The 20672-nt window shown below is 55.0% G+C and carries 21 protein-coding genes; 7 read left to right on the forward strand and 14 right to left on the reverse strand.

Annotated elements, in window-relative coordinates:
* Positions 1 to 22: 22 nt before the first annotated feature.
* Positions 23 to 712, reverse strand: coding sequence for a phosphate response regulator transcription factor PhoB (phoB, locus tag IBT47_RS08070; RefSeq protein ID WP_105590763.1), 690 nt, complete (start codon positions 710 to 712; stop codon positions 23 to 25).
* A gap of 219 nt (positions 713 to 931) precedes the next feature.
* On the opposite strand from phoB, the gene sbcD reads away from it, so the two are divergent.
* The 4 genes from sbcD to IBT47_RS08090 all read left to right on the forward strand — a co-directional run bounded on the left by sbcD (position 932) and on the right by IBT47_RS08090 (position 6677).
* On the forward strand, positions 932 to 2152 hold the full coding sequence (gene sbcD, locus IBT47_RS08075; protein WP_200560042.1) for an exonuclease subunit SbcD: 1221 nt from the start codon (positions 932 to 934) through the stop codon (positions 2150 to 2152).
* On the forward strand, positions 2149 to 5520 hold the full coding sequence (locus IBT47_RS08080; protein ID WP_200560043.1) for an AAA family ATPase: 3372 nt from the start codon (positions 2149 to 2151) through the stop codon (positions 5518 to 5520). The genes sbcD and IBT47_RS08080 overlap by 4 nt, the downstream gene beginning before the upstream one ends.
* A 400-nt stretch (positions 5521 to 5920) precedes the next feature.
* Positions 5921 to 6448, forward strand: coding sequence for a DUF2778 domain-containing protein (locus tag IBT47_RS08085; RefSeq protein ID WP_200560044.1), 528 nt, complete (start codon positions 5921 to 5923; stop codon positions 6446 to 6448).
* A complete protein-coding gene (locus IBT47_RS08090) occupies positions 6417 to 6677 on the forward strand; it encodes a hypothetical protein (protein WP_200560045.1) in 261 nt (86 codons plus the stop codon). The genes IBT47_RS08085 and IBT47_RS08090 overlap by 32 nt, the downstream gene beginning before the upstream one ends.
* A gap of 27 nt (positions 6678 to 6704) precedes the next feature.
* On the opposite strand, the gene IBT47_RS08095 is transcribed toward IBT47_RS08090, so the two are convergent.
* From IBT47_RS08095 to IBT47_RS08105, 3 genes are all read right to left on the reverse strand, one after another.
* The gene (locus tag IBT47_RS08095; protein WP_105590758.1) at positions 6705 to 7190 is read right to left on the reverse strand and encodes an Hcp family type VI secretion system effector; all 486 of its coding nucleotides are present in this window, start codon (positions 7188 to 7190) and stop codon (positions 6705 to 6707) included.
* A gap of 679 nt (positions 7191 to 7869) precedes the next feature.
* Entirely contained in the window at positions 7870 to 8937 is a 1068-nt protein-coding gene (locus tag IBT47_RS08100) for an AraC family transcriptional regulator (protein ID WP_234471767.1), read from the reverse strand.
* 149 nt (positions 8938 to 9086) lie between these two features.
* Positions 9087 to 10091 carry a phosphotransferase enzyme family protein gene (locus tag IBT47_RS08105; protein ID WP_200560046.1) on the reverse strand — a complete coding sequence of 335 codons (1005 nt, stop codon included), beginning with the start codon at positions 10089 to 10091 and terminating at the stop codon, positions 9087 to 9089.
* A gap of 230 nt (positions 10092 to 10321) precedes the next feature.
* Here IBT47_RS08105 and eat point away from each other — a divergent pair, with 230 nt between their 5' ends.
* Positions 10322 to 11686, forward strand: coding sequence for an ethanolamine permease (gene eat / locus IBT47_RS08110; protein ID WP_105590756.1), 1365 nt, complete (start codon positions 10322 to 10324; stop codon positions 11684 to 11686).
* Positions 11687 to 11801: 115 nt separating this feature from the next.
* Here eat and mak read toward each other — a convergent pair whose 3' ends face one another.
* Positions 11802 to 12707 carry a fructokinase gene (mak, locus tag IBT47_RS08115; protein ID WP_200560047.1) on the reverse strand — a complete coding sequence of 302 codons (906 nt, stop codon included), beginning with the start codon at positions 12705 to 12707 and terminating at the stop codon, positions 11802 to 11804.
* Between the two features lie 145 nt (positions 12708 to 12852).
* On the opposite strand from mak, the gene rdgC reads away from it, so the two are divergent.
* Positions 12853 to 13764: a recombination-associated protein RdgC gene (gene rdgC, locus IBT47_RS08120; RefSeq protein WP_105590754.1), complete on the forward strand. Its 912-nt coding sequence runs from the start codon at positions 12853 to 12855 to the stop codon at positions 13762 to 13764.
* Between the two features lie 50 nt (positions 13765 to 13814).
* Here the strand turns inward: rdgC and ppnP are convergent, their stop codons facing one another.
* From ppnP to IBT47_RS08150, 6 genes are all read right to left on the reverse strand, one after another.
* Entirely contained in the window at positions 13815 to 14105 is a 291-nt protein-coding gene (ppnP, locus tag IBT47_RS08125) for a pyrimidine/purine nucleoside phosphorylase (RefSeq protein WP_105590753.1), read from the reverse strand.
* A gap of 92 nt (positions 14106 to 14197) precedes the next feature.
* Positions 14198 to 14875, reverse strand: coding sequence for an AroM family protein (locus tag IBT47_RS08130; RefSeq protein WP_105590752.1), 678 nt, complete (start codon positions 14873 to 14875; stop codon positions 14198 to 14200).
* Positions 14872 to 15657 (reverse strand): IclR family transcriptional regulator, encoded by a 786-nt coding sequence (locus tag IBT47_RS08135; protein ID WP_105590751.1) that lies wholly within the window; start codon positions 15655 to 15657, stop codon positions 14872 to 14874. Before IBT47_RS08135 ends, IBT47_RS08130 begins: the two co-directional genes overlap by 4 nt.
* Positions 15658 to 15955: 298 nt before the next feature.
* Complete coding sequence (locus tag IBT47_RS08140; RefSeq protein WP_105590750.1) at positions 15956 to 16147, reverse strand: YaiA family protein; 192 nt, start codon at positions 16145 to 16147, stop codon at positions 15956 to 15958.
* Between the two features lie 156 nt (positions 16148 to 16303).
* Positions 16304 to 16828: a shikimate kinase AroL gene (gene aroL, locus IBT47_RS08145; protein WP_200560048.1), complete on the reverse strand. Its 525-nt coding sequence runs from the start codon at positions 16826 to 16828 to the stop codon at positions 16304 to 16306.
* Between the two features lie 169 nt (positions 16829 to 16997).
* Positions 16998 to 17453, reverse strand: coding sequence for a YaiI/YqxD family protein (locus IBT47_RS08150; protein WP_105590748.1), 456 nt, complete (start codon positions 17451 to 17453; stop codon positions 16998 to 17000).
* 205 nt (positions 17454 to 17658) lie between these two features.
* On the opposite strand from IBT47_RS08150, the gene proC reads away from it, so the two are divergent.
* Positions 17659 to 18468: a pyrroline-5-carboxylate reductase gene (proC, locus tag IBT47_RS08155; RefSeq protein WP_264546474.1), complete on the forward strand. Its 810-nt coding sequence runs from the start codon at positions 17659 to 17661 to the stop codon at positions 18466 to 18468.
* Positions 18469 to 18550: 82 nt separating this feature from the next.
* Here the strand turns inward: proC and lpxO are convergent, their stop codons facing one another.
* The 3 genes from lpxO to iraP all read right to left on the reverse strand — a co-directional run bounded on the left by lpxO (position 18551) and on the right by iraP (position 20399).
* Positions 18551 to 19462 (reverse strand): lipid A hydroxylase LpxO, encoded by a 912-nt coding sequence (lpxO, locus tag IBT47_RS08160; protein WP_200560050.1) that lies wholly within the window; start codon positions 19460 to 19462, stop codon positions 18551 to 18553.
* Positions 19463 to 19698: 236 nt separating this feature from the next.
* A complete protein-coding gene (locus IBT47_RS08165; protein WP_105590745.1) occupies positions 19699 to 20004 on the reverse strand; it encodes a PsiF family protein in 306 nt (101 codons plus the stop codon).
* Positions 20005 to 20138: 134 nt separating this feature from the next.
* On the reverse strand, positions 20139 to 20399 hold the full coding sequence (iraP, locus tag IBT47_RS08170) for an anti-adapter protein IraP (protein ID WP_105590744.1): 261 nt from the start codon (positions 20397 to 20399) through the stop codon (positions 20139 to 20141).
* Between the last annotated feature and the right edge of the window lie 273 nt (positions 20400 to 20672).

A 20672-nucleotide genomic window follows, 5' to 3' on the forward strand; every position in this document is an offset into this window, starting at 1 on the left:
GTTCAGACTCCAGTGCGAACGATCAGTAGCGTGCAGAGAAACGGTAACCTGTTCCACGAACGGTTTGTACCATACGGTCATGCCCGGTCAGCTCCAGCGCTTTACGCAGGCGACGAATATGCACGTCAACGGTACGGTCTTCGACGTAAACGTTAGTCCCCCAGACGTGGTTTAGCAACTGTTCGCGGCTGTAAACACGCTCCGGGTGAGTCATAAAGAAGTGCAGCAGCTTATATTCAGTCGGCCCCATTTCCAGCGGCTGGGTGTCTGACATTACGCGGTGAGAAGACGGGTCAAGGCTCAGCCCCTGCATCTCGATCACCTCTTCCACCGCCATCGGCGAAATACGGCGCATTACGGCCTTGATTCGCGCCATCAGCTCCTTCGGCGAGAACGGCTTGGTAATATAGTCGTCGGCCCCCACTTCCAGGCCACGCACGCGGTCTTCCTCTTCGCCGCGCGCAGTGAGCATCATCACCGGAATATCACGAGTCATTGCTTCACGCTTCAGATGCTTAATAAACTGAATGCCGGAGCCGCCGGGCAGCATCCAGTCCAGCAGAATCAAATCCGGCCAGGGTTCAATCAGCAGGCTAACCGCGCTGTCGTAATCCTCAGCTTCAATGGGTTGATAGTCGTTTTGTTCAAGAACGAAACACAACATCTCGCGGATTGGGGCTTCATCTTCAACTACCAAAATACGCTTAGCCATTATTGCTCCTGCTAATGTGACAGGCTGTCACGGGGGATATGCGGCGCCATTATGCGTCAGTTTTATGACACTTTTATGAAAAAAACACCCCCGAAATCGGGAGCATAGCGAAAAAGCAGCATGGATGATTTCAACCTGACCGCCGGCAATCACTTGCCCCGTGAACAGCAACAGCGTTTATAATCCCTCGCAACATCATCAGGCTATGCAGGGAGTGACATGCGCATCATTCATACCGCCGACTGGCATCTCGGGCAGTTTTTCTATACCAAAAGCCGGGCGGCTGAACATCAGGCCTTTCTCGACTGGCTGCTGGAGCAGGCGGAAGCGCAGCAGGCTGATGCGATTATAGTCGCCGGTGATATTTTTGATACCGGATCGCCACCAAGCTATGCCCGCGAGCTGTATAACCGCTTCGTGGTGAATTTACAGCAGACCGGCTGCCAGCTTGTGGTGCTGGGCGGCAACCACGATTCGGTGGCGACGCTGAATGAATCGCGCGAGCTGCTGGCCTGCCTGAACACCCGGGTGATTGCCGCCGCCAGTGACGATATCCGTGACCAGGTGCTGGTGCTCAACACCCGTGACGGCCAGCCGGGGGCGATGCTGTGCGCCATACCCTTCCTGCGCCCGCGTGACATTATGCGCAGCCAGAGCGGCCAGTCGGGCCGCGACAAACAGCAAACATTGCTGGAGGCGATTACCGACCACTATCAGCGCTGCTGGCAGGAGGCACTGGCTCAGCGGGCGGCCCTGAATCTGACGCTGCCGGTCATCGCTACCGGACATCTGACTACCATGGGGGTGACCAAAAGCGACGCGGTGCGTGATATTTACATCGGCACGCTGGATGCTTTCCCGGCCGATGCCTTCCCGCCTGCCGACTATATTGCGCTCGGTCATATCCATCGCGCCCAGCGCGTGGCCAACAGCGAACACATTCGCTACAGCGGTTCACCCATTCCACTCAGTTTTGATGAGCTGGGCAAAGAGAAAAGCGTTTTCGTGGTGGATTTTGCCGACGGCGCGCTGAGCCAGGTCACCCCGCTATCGATTCCGCTGTTCCAGCCGATGCGGATGATCAAAGGCTCTCTGGAAGAGATTGAAGCGCAGCTGGCCACACTGGAGCCGGACCCGCAGGGAAAATTAATCTGGCTGGATATCGAAATCGTCACCGACGACTGGCTCAGCGAACTTCAGCGCCGCATTCAGCAGCTGACCGAAACGCTGCCGGTGGAAGTCGTATTACTTCGCCGCAGCCGCGAGCAGCGTGAGCGGGTTATCGCCCGGCAGAATAACGAAACCCTCAGCGAGCTTAGCGTGGAAGAGGTGTTTGCCCGCCGTCTGGCGCTGGAGGAAGGCGAACCGGGGCGGCTGGCGCGTGCTGAAGCCCTGTTCGCGCAGACGCTGGAAGCGGTCCGCCATGAGGAACAGCCGTGAAAATTTTAACCTTACGCTTTAAGAATCTGAACTCGCTGAAGGGCGAATGGAAAATCGACTTCAGCGCCGAGCCTTTTGCCAGCAACGGGCTGTTTGCGATCACCGGCCCAACCGGAGCCGGGAAAACCACCCTGCTGGACGCCATCTGCCTCGCGCTGTATCACGAAACCCCGCGCCTGAAGAGTATCACCCAGTCGCAGAACGACCTGATGACCCGCGATACGGCAGAATGCCTGGCGGAAGTGGAATTTGAAGTGAAAGGCGTGGCCTGGCGTGCCTTCTGGAGCCAGAACCGCGCACGCGGTGCCGCCGACGGCAATCTTCAGGCGCCGCGCGTGGAGCTGGCGCGCTGTGAAGATAATCAGATCGTCGCCGACAAGGTCAAAGATAAGCTGGAAATGATTGCCAGCCTTACCGGCCTGGACTTTGAGCGCTTTACTAAATCGATGATGCTGTCACAGGGGCAGTTCGCCGCCTTCCTGAATGCCGATGCCAACAAACGTGCCGAACTGCTGGAAGAGCTGACCGGTACTGAAATCTACGGTCGGCTGTCGGCGCAGGTCTTTGAGCGCCACAAGCTGGCAAAAACCGAACTCGACGGCATGCGCACCCAGGCCTCGGGAATGGATCTGCTCAGCGATGAGCAGCAGCAGGAATTCAGCGACCGCCTGGTGCAACTGGTGGCCGATGAGCAGGTACTCACTTCGCAACAGAATCAGCAGCAACAGCAGCTACAGGAATGGCAGCAGCTGGAGCAGCTCCAGCAGGACCAGAGTCATCTTGTCCAGCAACAGCAGCGGCTGACGGAGCAACTCAGGCAAACACGGGACGCGCTGGACAGTGCCGCACAGCAGCGGCAGCAGGCGCAGCAGGCGGAAGAGCAGCATCAGGCGCAAAGGCTGGTGCAGGAAACGCTGATTGCCGAGCAGGTCATTCCCCTCGATCACCAGCTGTCTTCACTGGGCGATCTTTTGAAACAGCTGGAGCAGGAGCGAAGTAAGCACCAACAGTCGCATCAGGCACGCCAGCAGGAGCGAATAAAAAACCACCAGATTCAGCAGGATAAACTGGCGGCGCAGCAGAAACTTCAGCAGTGGCAGGATGCTCATCCCCGCTTCGCGCAGTATGGCGAATCCCTGCCGCTGTGGCGCGAACGTTTCAGCCAGCAGCAAAAAAGTGAGCAGTCACTCTCCGCACTGCGCCTGCGAATTGAGGCCCAGCAGCAGGAACTGCACCAGCTTGACCGTACCCGTCAGCAGCTCGCTCAGGAGGCTGTACCGCTCCAGCAGCAGCTGATCGGGGCGCAGCAGGCGCTGGAAAAGGCCGAGCAGATACTGACCCCACTGCAACAGCAGCATTCTGCCGAATCCCTGCGCGGCGGGCTGGAACAGTTTTCCCACCAGCGCCCACAGCGTCAGCAGCTGGCTACGCTACAACCACAGTGGCAGCTGTTAACCACCCGGCGCAGCCGTTTGCAGCAGGATGACCAGCAGCTGGCACGTGAAATAACGCAGACTAGTGAGCAGTTACTTACGCTACGCTCCAGCTGGAAAGAGAAAAATCAGCATTTGCAGGATGTTAAGGCGCGTCGCGACCTTGAGCAGCGCATTGCCAGCCTTGAAGAACATCGCGCCCGACTGGAGCCGGGTCACCCCTGCCCGCTGTGCGGTTCAGCCGAACATCCTGCCGTCGCGGAATATCAGGCGCTGCAGCTGTCGGAAACGCAGCAGCGGCTGGTGGAATTAGAACGGCAGGAACAGGAATTAAAAGAGCGCGGCAGCGCCTGTGCCGAACAGCTGAAGCAATGGCAGCGGCAGGAGGAACGGCTGAAGCAGGATCGCCAGGAGGCCGACGAGCAGGCTGCCCAGCTGGAAAAGCGGTGGCAAAATGCGGTGCAGGCGCTGGGGCTCACCTTCACCCCTGACGACGGCGAGCAGGTCACGGCCTGGCTGCAAGAACAGGAGCAGCGGGAGCAGAAACAGCAGCAGCAACTGAATGCGCTTGAGCAGGCAGAGCGCCACTGCCAGCAGCAGAAAGAACATCTCTACCAGCAGCAGCAGGCGATGCAAACGCTGCAGCAGCAAACGCAGCTCCATCAGCAGCAGCATGATTCCGCCAGCCGCCAGCTGGAGGAACAGCGTCAGCAGCTGGTACAGGAAGAGCAGCAGGCTGCCCAACAGCGCAGCGCACTGGCCGAAAGCCTGCTGCCGCTGGAGCTGACGCTGCCGGAAAACGGCGACTATCACGGCTGGCTGCAGCTGCGTGAACAGCACTGGCAGCAGTGGCAGCAGAACGCTACCGCGCTGACGCAGCTGATACCGGAGCTGGCAACCCTGAGCAGCCGTCAGCAGGCGCTGGGCGAGGAGCTGGCGCAGCAGCAGGCGCAGCTGGAGGCACAAAACCAGCGCATCGCCGAGCAGCAGCAGGCACTGGCTCACTGCCAGCAGCAGCGGCAGCAGCTGTTCGGCGATCGCATCATCGCTCATGTTCAGCAGCAGCTGCGCGAACAGGCCACCGAGCATGCGACGGCCACCCGCCGCTATCAACAGCTCTGGCAGCAACAGCAGGACCTGGTGAACACCCAGCTCGGCCAGCTTCAGTCGCTGGATGCACAGCAGCTGGTGCTTGTGGCGCGTCTGAAGGAGTGCGAAGAGAAGCTCGACCAGCAGAAGGAAGGCAGCCAGGATAGCAGTGCCGTGCGCGAAGCGCTGGCCGCCAGCGTGGCGGAGCTGAACCGCCAGCTCCGTGAGAATGCCGGATTGCAGGGGCAGCTTCGCCAGCAGCTGAGCTATGATGCCTCGCGCCGCCAGCAGCTTCAGTCGCTTCTGGCGCAGATCGCTGAGAACGAGCAGCGGGTAGAGGACTGGGCGTATCTGAATCAGCTGATCGGTTCACGTGATGGTGATAAGTTCCGCCGGTTTGCCCAGGGGCTGACGCTCGATCACCTGGTATGGTTGGCAAACAATCAGCTCAACCGCCTGCACGGCCGCTATCTGCTACAGCGTAAAACGCAGGAAGTGCTGGAGCTGGAGGTGGTGGACACCTGGCAGGCGGACGCTCGCCGCGACACGCGCACGCTGTCCGGCGGCGAGAGTTTCCTGGTCAGCCTGGCGCTGGCGCTGGCGCTTTCCGATCTGGTTAGCCACAAGACGCGAATCGAGTCGCTGTTCCTGGATGAGGGCTTCGGTACGCTGGATGCAGAGACGCTGGACAGCGCGCTGGATGCGCTGGATGCATTAAACGCCAGCGGGAAAACCATCGGGGTGATCAGCCACGTTGAGGCGATGAAGGAGCGCATTCCGGTGCAGATTCGGGTGCGTAAGATTAACGGCCTTGGCTACAGTCGGCTGGAGACGCCAACGGGATAAGTGCCGTCGGTAGATAGGTGCTGTAATGGCTGGTAGTCATGGTGGTAGCGAGTTAACGTTGGGGTTTCTGATGGATTGGCGCTGGCGTCGCTGATTACTGGGTTTCTGGCCTCTGCCGAGTGATTTAGCCGTCAGGTTAAGTCGCTGGAGCACAGGTGATCGGTGCCCTGCCTCTGCCGGTGCTGCCGGGCGGGTCCTCGCGCCGCGTTGCGGATGGCCCGGCAGAGGCCGTTCCCCTTTTTTCATTTTGCTCGTTTTCACCGAGGCCATTCATCAATCAAATTGTGAATTGATAACAACTATATTACTGAATAAAAAAACATCGCATAAAAATTAATATTAACGTGTGATAAAGTCGTGCCATCGTTTATGGAATTTACGAAAAGGGGATCATCACCTTATGGCTTTGCAAGGAAAGTTTATTGTTAATAGTGCCGACTTTAGTCCTCTGATATTTTATGGTATTGGTACATTTCTCGCTTATTCAGGTAATGATCACTATCGCAATCAGTCCGGATGTGTCGGCGTTCAAAATAACGGACCAATACCCGGTGGCCGTTACCATATAGTCAACAGGCCTACGGGTGGCTGGAAAGGCGTAATTCGCACCGATCTTCATGATTTTTACTCCTGGCCGACTTCAAGGCCGGTAATTAAATACGAGTGGTTTGCTCTATATCGCGATGACGGAAAAATTGATGATCATACATGGATCAATGGTGTTGAGAGGGGGAGTTTTCGCCTGCACCCGCCCGGGCCACTTGGAATTTCCCTCGGATGTATTACGCTTCAACACAGAACAGATTTTCTCGCAATTCGTCAGGCATTACTCTCGACACAAAGCGTGAAACTGATTAACGGTCTTATGTCATACGGAACGATTGAGGTTATTCTAAATGGAAGCTCGACGTGTCCCGATGGGGTTTAGAATATTTATTGGTGTAGCGATTTTTTTACTGGTATTTCTTTTGGCACGACCATCCGATCCTGCAACTAAGAGCCAAATAGATTTTTGGAAAAAAACAGCCAGCCTGTTCGGAGAAAGTGACATAGAAGGTTTTGTTGGTATTGCATTACTGACCGGATGCACAATTTTTACTATATTGTGCTACAAGATTGTGATTCGTCAGATAGAAAAAAAACTGAACAATAAATGATAATGACCGGGCTTAGCCCGGTTGCTCCTACGAACGGTCTTCCCAACTATCAGAAAACAAAATATTTCCGTCGCAATATTTCCAGGTGATTTTTTCATACATGAATGAAACTGACTCCATGTGATTTATTGCGGACATCCCTGCCATTTTCGCATTGGGCATACCAGGATTGACAGACACCACCTTGACACCTTCAAGCAGCATGTTGAAATATTCTTCTTCCTGCCCGGCATGGTTGATCCGATACCATCTGAATTCAGCCGATTTTAGTGTCTGCCCCTTAGACACAGCTTTATAAAGGTATGGACTCGATGAATCGAATTCTTTTTCGAAGGAGATCGGGGCATGAAGGCGTTTCCCGGTAATTTTACCTGTAGCAGCGTCAACCGGCAGATTTACACCGTGCGAGAAACCAAGAATTTCGATACTACCTTCTCGATCTTGTACATCGACAGTACCGTGTATATCGGCACCACCATCATCTTTGAGCCAAAGATAAGCGGGAATTGGCATAAAGTTTTTCCTTAAACTTATACATGTAAAAAAACCATTAACTAAACAGCACTCGAAATACAATAAACCCTTTCAGTAAAAGTAACAGTTATTTCTTGAAGACATCAATAAGAGAAAATACTATTGCCCTAACTATCAGAACCAAGACACTGAAACTCCATTTTTTCAACAGACTAAATAATTACTAATTTTTATCACTCTATTCATCAACATCAAAAACCGATACAAAAAAAATTAAAGACCACTACCTTATCAACGCGAAGACAGGCTGGTGCCCTGGAATGGCAATCCGCAGCGCTGAGCGCAGTGAGAAGGTCAGGTTAAGCCCGCAGGACGCGGGCGCGAGGTGCGGATTCATTTTTCACAAAGCACGTTGAAGGCCACGCCCTGTCAAAGCGAAGACCGGCTGCTGCCCCGGAATGGCAATCCGCAGCGCTGAGCGCAGTGAGAAGGTCAGGATAAGCCCGCAGGACGCGGGCGCAAGGTGCGGCCGGGACAAGGACGTCCCGTCCGTGCCGCTCCGGCAGACCGACGAACGGAGCGAAGGTATCGCGCAGCGCGCGACGTGAGGACCGCCAACCCGGGGCTGCAGCCGATCAGCGCAGAGCGCTAAAATGCCAGACAACACCAGATCCATTCTCAAAGAATCTACAATTCAGCAGATCACACGATGCAAACGTTAACTCGCCTGCTCCTCCTGCCGCCACTGGCGCGGACTCACGCCAAACCAGCGGCGGAAGGCGCGGGAAAATGCACTCACCTCAGAATACCCCAGCAGCAAAGCCATCTCAGAAATCGGCAACTGCCGCTGCTGCAAGTAGTGGGTCGCCATCTCACAGCGCACCTTGTCGACCAGCGCGGTAAAACTCACTCCCTCTTCACGCAGACGGCGCTGCAATGACCAGCTCGACATCCCCATATTTTCCGCCACGTCCTCCAGCGTCGGCTCTCCCTGTAGCAAAGCCATATTCACCTGAGAACGCGCCCGGTCGATAAGATTCTGCTGGCTGGCGCTGGCATTAAGCCGCCTGATAGCATCCTGCATCACCCCTAACAACAGCGGATCGCTGTCCGGCATCGCGCGTGCCAGATCCCGCTTCATAATCACCAGCGAGTTAAACGGCTGATCGAAATAAACCGGGGCATCAAACACCTTACAGTGCTCGTGCCACTGCTCAGGGCGCGGATGCTCAAAATGCACCTCGCGCGGGGCCCAGTTTTTGCCCGCTACGTGGCGAATAAGATTGAGGAACATACCCAGCGTTAATTCAGCATCCTGACGGCGGCAAAGAATCGCACCGTGGCGCACCTGATAATCCAGCCGCCAGCTGTCGCCTTTGTCCACCAGCCGGGTCAGCGTGTCGCGCTGGTGCCACGGGAAAGCATGAACGACATTGTGCAGGGCCTGTTCCAGCGTTGCGCTGCACAGCCCGATATAGCCAATCAACCCTAATGACTGCGGTTTAAACTGCCTGCCGTAGTGTAAACCGAAGTTATCACAGTCCGAATAGCGTGCCGATTCTTCCATCACCCGGCAGTAGTTAATCAACCCCAGACTCAATGTCGGCTGGGCCAGCAGTTCGGCATCAATACCGCTGATGCCGAAGATGCGGTCAACGTCACCGCCACGCTCACTGATAAAACCACTTAATCCGCTGGCTGCCGCGGCCAGCACACCGCGATTGCTGACACTTCCGCTGTGCAGAACATGGCTGATATCGGGATGTCTGTTCAGTAAAGTTTGCATGATCATCATCACCTTATGCCGCCGTAGATACCCTGATTAACAGCAAATATCGTACCAACTGCATCCTGAGTGAAAATCAACATGTTAGCGTCGTTCGACAGCGTACCAGGCACCGCCAGCGCGCAGTGTTGCTCGCTGGCGGTGCAGGATCACGCGCCGATCGGCAGCCCGTCGCTCTCCAGATAGAAGCGGCAAAGACGAACCGAATGATCCGCCCAGCGCGATCCCAGGCTCTGGGCCATTTCCGTTTCCGCGTGCGATCCCGCCCAGGCAAGTAGCTGAATACGGCGCTGGATCAGCAGCGTCGGCACTTTCTCCATATCGGCATCGCTGATGTGTGCCACCTGCTCATAGCCGCGCAGCCAGTTGTCCACCCATTCACCGGCGCGGGGATGATGCTCAACAAAGCTAATCGCTGCCGCCAGATCGTGCAGATACCAGCCGAAACCGCAGTCGTCAAAATCGATCACCCGCGTCTGACCATTGTCCAGCAGCAGGTTCGTCAAACGCAGATCGGCGTGAATCAGACCGTAGCGCTGCGGATCTTTACCAAAATCGGCCATCTCTTCGCCAACCCGCGCAATGGCTTCATCGACGATCCGGTGATCGGCAGGACGGAGATTCGGCGCATCGCGCCAGTCTCCCCAGTGGCTCTGCGGGCTGACCATCGTGTGGTGATCCCAGACGATCCGCTGAAAGCCCGCCGGGCGCTGCCAGCTGCGGCTGTGCTGATGCAGGCGTGCGGTGATATTCCCCAACTGCTGGAAGGCGCGCGGATCAACGTCGGTGCCCGGCATCTCACCTTCTATCCAGTTGAACAGCACAGCGTGGCGCACCGAGCCGTCCGCCATCGTCAGAGTCTGCACTCTCTGCCCTTCAACATCGCTCACCGCCTGCGGCACTTCAATACCGGTCTGGCGCAGGGCATCGAGCCAGTGCAGTTCACTTTCAATATCCGCCCGCTGATGATAGTCGGCACGGTGCAGCCGCAGGGCATAGCGTTTTCCAGCGGCCTGTAGCAAAAAGGTCGCATTTTCTGAACGACACAGCAGGCTCAGTTTTCCCTGCAACGAAGGCGCATAGCGACTTAATGCACGTTCGGCCAGGCGCAGCAGCGCTTCATTACTCAGGGTGTCATATTGTTTGGCGGTCATTATCAGGCTCCATAGTCAGCGTTGGGCTCTACTTCCGTGCCTTCAGCATCCTGTACCCGACAGTTTCCAGCTTGACCTTAAACAACCCAGTTTTGACCGCAGCGTGCAGCGTACGCTTTTCAGATGATTAAGTTGACCGCAGGTGACAAATCTCATTGCTGCCGTCAAGTTTCCCTCAGGGGCCAGCGTCATTATCGGGTCACGACAACATCAATGACGGGGAATACGCTATGAACAACACTTTGAAGCCCGCATTAGGGACAATACACCTGTGGGGCATTGCGGTAGGGCTGGTGATTTCAGGGGAATATTTTGGCTGGAGTTACGGCTGGGGTGTAGCGGGAACACTCGGTTTCCTGCTGACAACGCTCATGGTTGCCACCATGTACAGCTGCTTTATCTTCAGCTTTACCGAACTGACTACGGCCATTCCACATGCCGGCGGTCCGTTTGCCTACAGCCGCCGCGCGTTTGGTGAAACCGGTGGCCTGATTGCCGGTATGGCCACGCTGATCGAGTTTGTCTTTGCACCACCGGCAATCGCCATGGCTATCGGCGCTTACCTGAACGTGCAATACCCGGAACTGAACCCCAAATATGCCGCCGTCGGGGCCTATGTGGTGTTTATGACGCTGAATATTCTTGGCGTGAAGCTGGCGGCCATGTTCGAACTGGTGGTGACGGTGCTGGCGGTACTGGAGCTGCTGGTGTTCATGGGCGTGGTCGCCCCGGGGTTCAGCATCGCGAACTTTGCCGCCAACGGCTGGGCGGGCGGAGAACACTTTGGCCTCCCTGCGGTATCCGGCATCTTTGCCGCCATTCCGTTTGCTATCTGGTTCTTCCTCGCTATCGAGGGTGCAGCGATGGCGGCAGAAGAAGCGAAAGATCCGAAACGGACCATTCCCCGCGCCTATATCGCCGGTATTCTGACCCTGGTGGTGCTGGCAATTGGCGTGATGCTGATGGCGGGCGGAGCCGGTGACTGGCGTACCCTGTCGAATATCAACGATCCGCTGCCGCAGGCAATGAAGATGATCGTCGGCAGCAACTCGAACTGGATGCATATGCTGGTGTGGATTGGGTTGTTTGGACTGATTGCCAGCTTCCACGGCATTATTCTCGGCTATTCGCGTCAGTTCTTTGCTCTTTCCCGCGCCGGATATCTGCCTGCCGGTCTGGCTAAGCTGTCACGCTTTCAGACACCGCACCGGGCAATTATCGCCGGTGGCGTGATTGGTATTGCGGCCATTTTCAGCGACAGCTGGATTAACCTGCAGGGCATGACGCTGACCGCCGCGATGATTACCATGGCCGTGTTTGGCGCCATTGTGATGTATCTGATGAGTATGCTGAGCCTGTTCCGCCTGCGCCGCAGCGCACCGGAACTGGATCGCAGCTTCCTTGCACCAGGTTATCCGATTGTTCCGGGCATCGCGCTGGTGCTGGCGGTGGTTTGCCTGATTGCCATGCTGTGGTTTAACCCGTTGATCGGTGCCGTCTTCGTTGGACTGATGGCGGTGGCCTACATCTGGTTCCTGATGACCAAAAGCCTGCGTGATAACGCACCGCGTGATGTCATGCTTCAGGGCGAATAAACCTTAAATCCGTTGTTCTGCTCGGGCAGACCTTAACCATCCGGGCACGGCCATCATCGCGACGGCCGTGCCCTTTTCGTTTACAGCTCAGAGAAAGGTGTGGCGACTCCAGGGCTTATAGCGGCCACAGCCAAGCCGCTCCGCGCACGCCGCTGGAGTCACCATGTACCGCCTGGCGAATCGGGGTGGCGAACTCGCCGCCGAACACCCAGTTTTTGACCAGCTGCGGCACGGTCTGATACAGCCTGCTGACGTTACTCATGCCCCCGCCCAGCACGATCATATCCGGATCAAGAATATTCACCACGTGCGCCAGCGATTTCGCCAGTCTCAGTTCATAGCGGTTCATCACCAGCTCCGCTACCGGGTCCTGCTGCTCGATCTGTTGAATAATTTCCGCACCTTTGCGGTCGATGCCGCTGAGCCGCTGGTAGTCGGTGGCAAAACCGGTGCCGGAAATAAAGGTTTCGATGCAGCCCGCTTTGCCGCAGTAGCAGGGCACTTCGCGGCGGTAGTTCAGCTCGTCTTCATCCATCCACGGCAGCGGATTATGCCCCCACTCTCCGGCGTTACCGTTACCGCCGCTGTGCGCCTGGCCGTTCAGGGCCACGCCCGCACCGCAGCCGGTGCCAATAATCACCGCAAAGACCGTTTGCATCCCGGCGGCTGCGCCGTCCACCGCTTCAGACACGGCCAGGCAGTTCGCATCATTGGCAATACGAACTTCACGCCCGAGCAGACGCTGTAAGTCTTTATCCAGGAGTCTGCCGTTCAGCCAGGTGGAGTTAGCGTTTTTGACCAGTCCGGTCACCGGAGACAGCGTGCCGGGAATACCCATCCCTACCGTTCCCCGCTGCCCCGTGGCCGCTTCCGCTCGCTTCACCAAATCGGTAATAGCCGCCAGCGTCTGCTCATAGTCGTTACGCGGCGTGGGTACGCGATAGCGATACAGCTCTTCACCCAGGTCTGACAGCGCAATCACTTCTGTTTTCGTGCCACCCAAATCGATACCGATACGCACCCGTTATTCCTTATAATTTAACGTTCAGATCATTACCTTAGAAGGCGAAAGGCTGAAAGGCAATGAAACACCGCCGCTGATTCGTTATCATGCGCGCTGACTTTGAACTTGCGCGCCATTTACGCGCCCTGAGAGGGAATGCACCATGCTGTGGTTTAAAAATTTGATGGTTTATCGTCTTAATCGCGAGATCCCACTGGCGGCAGACGAGATGGAAAAACAGCTCGATGCCTTCTCTTTCACCCCCTGCGGCAGCCAGGATATGGCGAAAACCGGCTGGGTTTCCCCTATCGGCCCGCGCAGCGACGCGCTAACCCACGTCACCAACGGTCAGATCCTGATCTGCGCCCGCAAAGAAGAGAAAATTCTGCCTTCTCCGGTGATTAAGCAGGCGCTGGAAGCCAAAATCAGCAAGCTGGAACACGAACAGTCGCGCAAGCTGAAAAAAACCGAAAAAGACTCGCTGAAGGATGAAGTCCTGCACAGCCTGTTGCCGCGCGCCTTCAGCCGCTTCAGCCAGACCTGGCTGTGGATCGACACGGTGAACAACCTGATTATGGTTGACTGCGCCAGTGCGAAAAAAGCCGAAGACACGCTCGCCCTGCTGCGTAAAAGCCTCGGTTCACTGCCGGTGGTGCCACTGACGCTGGAAAGCCCGATTGAGCTGACGATGACCGAATGGGTGCGCTCAGGCGATCTGCCTGCCGGATTTGCGCTGATGGATGAAGCCGAGCTGAAAGCGATTCTGGAAGACGGCGGCGTAATCCGCTGTAAAAAACAGGATCTGGTTTGCGATGAGATCGCTAACCATATTGAAGCCGGCAAACTGGTGACTAAACTGGCGCTGGACTGGCAGGAGCGCATTCAGTTTGTGCTGTCGGATGACGGCTCACTCAAGCGCCTGAAATTTGCCGATACGCTGCGTGAGCAGAATGATGATATCGATCGGGAAGATGTTTCCGGCCGCTTCGATGCCGATTTTATTCTGATGACCGGTGAACTGGCCGCGCTGATTAGCAATACCGTTGAAGCATTAGGCGGCGAAGCCCAGCGCTAACGGATAGCAAAAGGCGCGCCGGGGGCGCGCCTTTTGCTGGATTTCGCAGATTAATCTTTCAGATAGCGGCACAGATAAGCAGAAGGCTCGGCAACCTGAAGATGGAACTCGCTGTGGCCCGGCACATTGAACACATCGCCCGGCTGATAGTATTTCCACTCGGCTTCACCCGGCAGCAGCACTTTCAGCGAACCGCTCACTACGGTCATTTCTTCCGCCTGTGCGGTACCAAAGGTGTATTCACCTTCCGCCATCACGCCAACGCTGGCGCGGCCGGTGCTGGCGCTGTCAAAACCAATAGACTTCACTTTACCGTCAAAATACTCACTAACGTTGAGCATATAAATTCCTTAAAATCAGATACAAAGGTAAGCAGGCAATATAGAGGCATTTTTACCGGGCTGTCACGCTTTTTCACCGGTCTGAGTGACCTTTACAGCAGTAGTTCCGCCGCCAGCCTGGCCACCAGTACGTTTGGCAACAGCACGGGAATCCCTAACAGCTTCTGTAAAAAATCACGGTGCCGCTGCTGGTAGCCAATACTGTCGAGCACCACCACATCCGCCCCCTGCTCCTGCAACGACAGCGCCGCATCGATTAACCGTTCCTCGTCCGGGTGCTCCGGGCTGGCAACGGCAAAACAGGGTGGATAAGAGAGATTTTTCCATTTTCCCGCCAGCCGATCCTTCAGGCCATCCTGCGGCAGCATAATCCCCACCTGATGGCCTTCAACGATAGCCTCAACCAGCGGTGGAACAATGCGGTCTGGTTCCAGCAACGTGGCATGTCGGGTCGTCAGTCCGCTGAATTTTTCACTGCTAAGCAGCAGAATGATTTCGTAGCCCGAGCGCTCTAACTGGTCTATACGCTGCTGAAGACCGCGCTCAATGCAGGCCGCAGAAAGCAGCAGTTTGCTGCCGTCATTCAAATGAATCGACATCACGTTTTCGGCCGCCACGGCACCGTACTGCTGTTCAATCTGCGCAGGCGTCAGGCCGTCCAACAGGCCACTGTGGACAATACGATCGGCTGGCAAATGTTCCAGCAGTAGTGGAACAATGTCACTATTCGTTGACTGCCCGGGAGTCAGCGTGACCAGGGTATTATTCATAGATTACTGCTCCGCGATGTAAAAACGGCACGGTCCCCGTACTTGCCAGCCAGCTGGCGGGTAACCATTTGCAGCGCATCCAGCGCGATAGGTGAAAACAGTTGATCCTGGCTTTGCGTTGGAAAAGAGAGGCTCAACGCCACGGTTTCTCCCCGGTGTTTATTGCTCAGCGTAGTGGCGATAGCACTGATGCCCGGCAGGGCTTCGTTACGAGCCAGCGCCCAACCGCACTCGCGAATACGATCTAACTCTGCCAGCAACTGCTGAATCGTTTGCGGGGAATTAGGCGAACTGACTCGCCAGGCTCCAGCATAAAGATTACGCACATAGTCATCGCTGTAGCGGGATAAAATAGCGCGTCCAACGGAGGTTTCCGCCGCAGGAAAGCGACTCCCCGGCGGCGTGACGGCCTGAACGTACATTCGCCCCTGGAACATGCGCATCACCAGCACATCGCGCCCTTCCAGTACCGATATATAACCGGTGCAGCTGGATTCAGCGGCCAGCCTCGCCATCATCGATGATGCCCCATCGACCAGCGGCGTGGAGAGATAGTGGCTGGCCAGAGACAGCAGCATCTGTCCGAGGTGGAAACAACGTGTATCGGGGTTTCGTTCCAGCAGCCCCTGGCTTTCCATGGTCGCCAGCAGCCGTGAGACGGTACTTTTCGGCAGCTTCAACGCCGCCACTACGTCAGTAAACGACAGCCCCTGCTGCCCCTGTACCAGGCCCTGCTGGTTAAATAATTTGAGTACCGCCGTCGCGTTTTCTAACGTTGTCATTCGGTGAGTTCCATTTTCAGGAACTCATGTTCCTGTTTTGTTAATTCACCCTACGTTCGGCAGGATCGCCGGTCAAGAATTATAAATTCCAGCCAGGGAATGGCAAAAACACGGGAAGTGGCTTAACCACGGGGAGAGGAAACATTCCTGTTGGAAAGCGTAAGTGAGAGAAAATATTGCAGTGAAACAGGCTTTAACGGTAGAGGGTTATGCTACCACCGAAGCGGGTAAGTAGAAAATACTCTCCGGTTGAAAATGCAAGATGAAGAAATCGTAATACGGCATCCCTGCCCGGCGCTTACTCTTTAGAACGATCTTCGTATCGCGCTTTGGCATCCAGTGCTTCCTGCTCGGTTTCATGCTCGCTGATCAGGGAATCGGGCTTAGGATGATCGGCACGCAGTTCGTACCAGATGACGGTGTTGTCGGGTGCGCCCTTGTTCACCGGCACAACCGAGGCGTGGCGTGGATAGGGTGGTTTACCTGGCATATCACATTCCCTCCTGCGGTTAGCGACTCAGGTGGCAGAGAGTTCTACCAAATCCGATCCGTGTAAGGATCTGACTTAATTATAGACATTATCAGCCACTTATCGCTTTGCATGCGGAGATACAGAATTATCCGTAACCCTGACTCCTGGAGGAACTCAGCTTGCGCGAGCCAGGGAAAGTGCGTTTACAATCTGCTGCACAACGGCTTCCGGGGACTGCATCGCATCAACAATATGATGCGCAGCCTGCCGGTAGAGCTGGTCACGGGCTGCAAGCACCTCGGCCATTTCTTCAGCGATGGGACGACCGGTCAGCGTCGGGCGCTGCGCATTTTCAGGATAGGCTTCCAGCCGCAAGGCCAGAATTTCAGCCGGCGCGTTGAGATAAATCACGTGCCCGTTATCGTGCATAAACTGACGATTCTCGGCAGCCAGAATCATGCCTCCACCGGTGGCGATAACTTTGCCGGGCGCGGTAACGGCAATCAACGAGGCAGACTCACGGCTGCGAAAGCCTGGCCACCCTTCTTCCGCAACGATTTCCGCCACGGTCTTACCACTAACCTGTTGCAGATAATAGTCGGTATCGCAGAAGTCATAACCCTGTGCCGCAGCCAAAGCCTGGCCAACGGTAGTTTTCCCGCAGCCGCGAGCGCCGATGAGATAGATGGGTAATGACATAGCAAGACTTTCCTAACAAAGCGGAGTAATGAACGATGCCGGGCATAATACCGGACATTTTCTGCCGGAACCACCAGTAACGTTTTATTTACAGTCAGGTTGAAGTAAAATCCAAACAAACCACTGTTTTAAATGAAAAATTATGTGTAAAAAATAAATTACACTGGGCCTATTTCGCCCTTTTTTGCTGCTGTAGCCATTTGTCCAGCTCGTTGGCGAAGGCCTGACGATCTCGCTGATTCAATGTTGACGGCCCACCGGTCTGCACTCCGCTGGCCCGCATCGTATCCATAAAATCACGCATCGTCAGGCGCTCGCGGATAGTCGCCTCGCTGTAACGTTCGCCGCGAGGGTTGAGTGCCACGGCGCCTTTTTCCATCACTTCCGCTGCCAGTGGGATATCGGCGGTAATCACCAAATCGCCCGCTTCTGCGCGCTGGACAATTTCATTATCGGCGACGTCAAAACCAGGTGCGACTCGCAGCGTACGAAGGAAACGCGACGGCGGCACGCTGAGCGACTGATTCGCTACCAGCGTCACCATCACCTGCTCACGATCCGCCGCGCGGTACAGCACTTCTTTGATCACTTTTGGACACGCATCGGCATCTACCCAGATTGGCATCACCACTTCCTTTCGTTGAAAATTGATAATAAGACCGATCTTCCCATTCTTTTGCCGAATGGCAAACTTAATCTGCGGCGACCCGCCAATTAGCCTGAACTGTACTCGGCCAAAACCTTTCGGTTTAAGCCAGCTCAAAGCTGCGTTAAGGTGGAGGGATGAGGTAAGCACACACATTTTTTACAGAACTCGCAGGGAGAATACGGTGGACAAGAAAATCGGTTTTATTGGCTGCGGCAATATGTCGAAAGCCATCATTGCAGGACTGGTCGCCGCCGGGCAGGTTACGCCGGAGAATATCTGGGTTTACGACCGCAAACCGGCAACCAATAAAATGATGCAGGAGCAGTATGGCATTACCCCGGCCGCAAGCGCGGAAGACGTCGCCCGTGAGGCCGATATTCTGTTTGGCGCGGTGAAACCTAACGTCATCCTCAACGTACTGAAAGACGTTGCCAACAGCCTGAACAAAGAGAGCGTTGTGGTATCTATCGCCGCAGGCGTGACGCTCGACTCGCTGGCCAGCGTGCTGGGCCACGACCGCAAAATTATTCGCGTCATGCCGAACACGCCGTCGCTGGTTAACGAAGGCATGACGTCGGTGACGCCAAACGTACTGGTATCCCATGAGGAAGCGAAAGAAGTCGTTGAGATTTTTAACGGCTTTGGCAAAGCCGAACTGGTGCCGGAATATCTGATCCATTCCGTTGTTGGCGTAAGCGGCTCGGCACCGGCCTACGTGTTTATGTTTATTGAAGCGATGGCGGATGCGGCAGTGCTGGGCGGCATGCCGCGCGCGCAGGCCTATCGTTTCGCGGCCCAGGCGGTAAAAGGCTCCGCACAGATGGTGCTGGAAACCGGTAAACATCCGGGCGAACTGAAAGATATGGTTTGCTCTCCTGGCGGTACCACTATCGAAGCGGTAAAAGTGCTGGAAGAGAAAGGCTTCCGTGCTGCTGTTATCGAAGCGATGCAGCAGTGCATGGCTAAATCGGATCGGATGAGCCGGGCGTAATTTACTTTCTCATTTTTGCGCGAACTAAGGCGAGTAACCCGTATGTTACTCGCCGCATCATATATTGCCGCCCAACGAAGGACTAAAGAATCAGGCCAGGCACGATAATAATGGCAAAAATCAATGCAATAAGTCCGTGCTTAACCCAGTAGTAAAGCTTGCGATTGCGTTTTTTTAGTCGCTGACCGGCATCGCGCAGGCGGTTGACGTACTTAAAGATGCGGTTAATCCCCCCAACCCGATCGTTTTCATCATTAGGCGAACTGGCGGCAGACATCAGCGTCGCTCCTACCCAATGATTCACCGCCTGCGCCCAGCGCCATTTCATCGGGCGTTCAATATCGCAAAAAAGGATAATGCGCGTCTGCTCCGTCTTATTCTGCGCCCAGTGAACGTAGGTTTCATCAAACAGTACCGCCTCGCCGTCACGCCAGCTATGGCGCTCTCTGTCGACCTCAATAAAACAGCGATCGTCGTTCGGCGTTACCAGCCCAAGGTGATAACGCACGGACCCCGCATAGGGATCGCGGTGTTTTCCCAAATGGCTCCCTGCGGGCAGTTCGGCGAACATGGCCGCTTTAATTGAAGGGATCTTACTCAACAGCTCACTGGTTACCGGGCAAAGCGACGTCGCTGAGGGGTGCGCATCACCGTACCATTTAAGGTAAAAACGCTTCCAGCCACGCTTAAAGAAGGTGTTAAAACCTGCATCCTGTTGAGTCTGCGAAGCTTTGATATGATCCTGAAGTTGCAGGGCCTCCTGACGAATTGCCTGCCAGTTGTCGGTTATCTGCTGTAGTTCAGGGAATTCAGCGGGATCGAAATATGGCTGCTTCGCGGGTAGCTTAGAAAAACCGGTCATAAACATATTTACCGGTGCCATAAAGGTTGAGTGATCGAACAATTGCCGAGAGAACTTCTGCTTTTCCACACCGCGTGAATGCGCATAGATAACGCTAATCACAAAGATACCAATAATAATTAAAGCCACCATGTCAGTCTTCCTTAGCTTACGCCCACGTTAAACACAGGAGTACGGTGCTCCCGGATCACGCAGGAAAGAATGTGAAGCCTGGAATTCTAATAATAGGCAGCAGGAATAGTTAATCCGCCAGTGCCAAAATTGAAGAAGGGAAAAAGGGAATGATTATCGGTTTAATAGCGGTTTAGATAAGCGGCCTGAGTGGCCGCTTAATATAGAATGGCCCTGTATACTTGTCTGGAAGAAGGTTAACTTTTCTTCAGACAGGTACTCATAAAGGCTTTACGCGCGTCGCCCTTCAGTTCTTTTTGGCTTGCGTCAGCATTGCAGGTTTTCATTTTCATCTGCTGTGGCGTCATACCCTCAGCTTTCGCGTCTTTTTTCAGGCAGTTACTCATAAAGGCTTTACGCTCATCGCCCTTAAGCGCTTTCTCACCAGCTTGTTGATTGCATACCGTCATTTTTTGCTGCTGTGCGGTTTTCTCAGCGGCTCCCGCATAGCCCGCCGCGACGGCTGATAGCATTAAAATCGCGATCGTCATTTTCATCTTCATACTCTTCCCATCCCTTATTGTTTGCAGTACGGGTAAAGTGTGGCACGGCTTTGCTATTCGGCGAGGAAAAGTGCTGAGATTTGCATTCAATATCACAGCGACAGGCAGTAGCGCCGTCGTCGCTGGTTAAATAATTACTGGCGGGGGTGATTCAGCAAACGTTGAATATAGCTTTGCAACAGCGTGAGATCTTCCGGATGCTGTTGTTCCCCGGTTGAAGCCGTCTGGATTGCCGAGTTGATACTCTCATTGATCTGTCGCAGCTGTTCTGCATCCGTTTTACGTAACAGAGCCGTTACGACAATCTCTAATGCTTCCACCTGGGCAACCAGTTCTTTGGATTCCGTTTCTTTTTCTGCAAGCCTGATCAGTAATTCTGCAATGAGATTTTTCATGCGACTGTCTCAGCAAGGTAAAGCAAGACGGTAACACTGGTTTAAATAAAAGAAAACAGTATTCGCTTTATATTTTCGTTACTTATGCACTGAAAAAGAGCAAATAATCATTTTTAATTATTCGAAACGTTTCGCTGAAATTTATTGGAATGAAAACAAGAGAAAGGAAGATGCAGGACAGACCCCGAAAGCCCAAACGGCCTCCGGGGTCATCGGTGATTAACGGCCCGGACCCATAAATCCACCGTGAGGACCGCCGCCGCCGCCCCAGCC

The sequence above is a fragment of the Erwinia sp. S43 genome, from assembly GCF_016624745.1.
Classification (GTDB): Bacteria; Pseudomonadota; Gammaproteobacteria; order Enterobacterales; family Enterobacteriaceae; genus Erwinia; species Erwinia coffeiphila.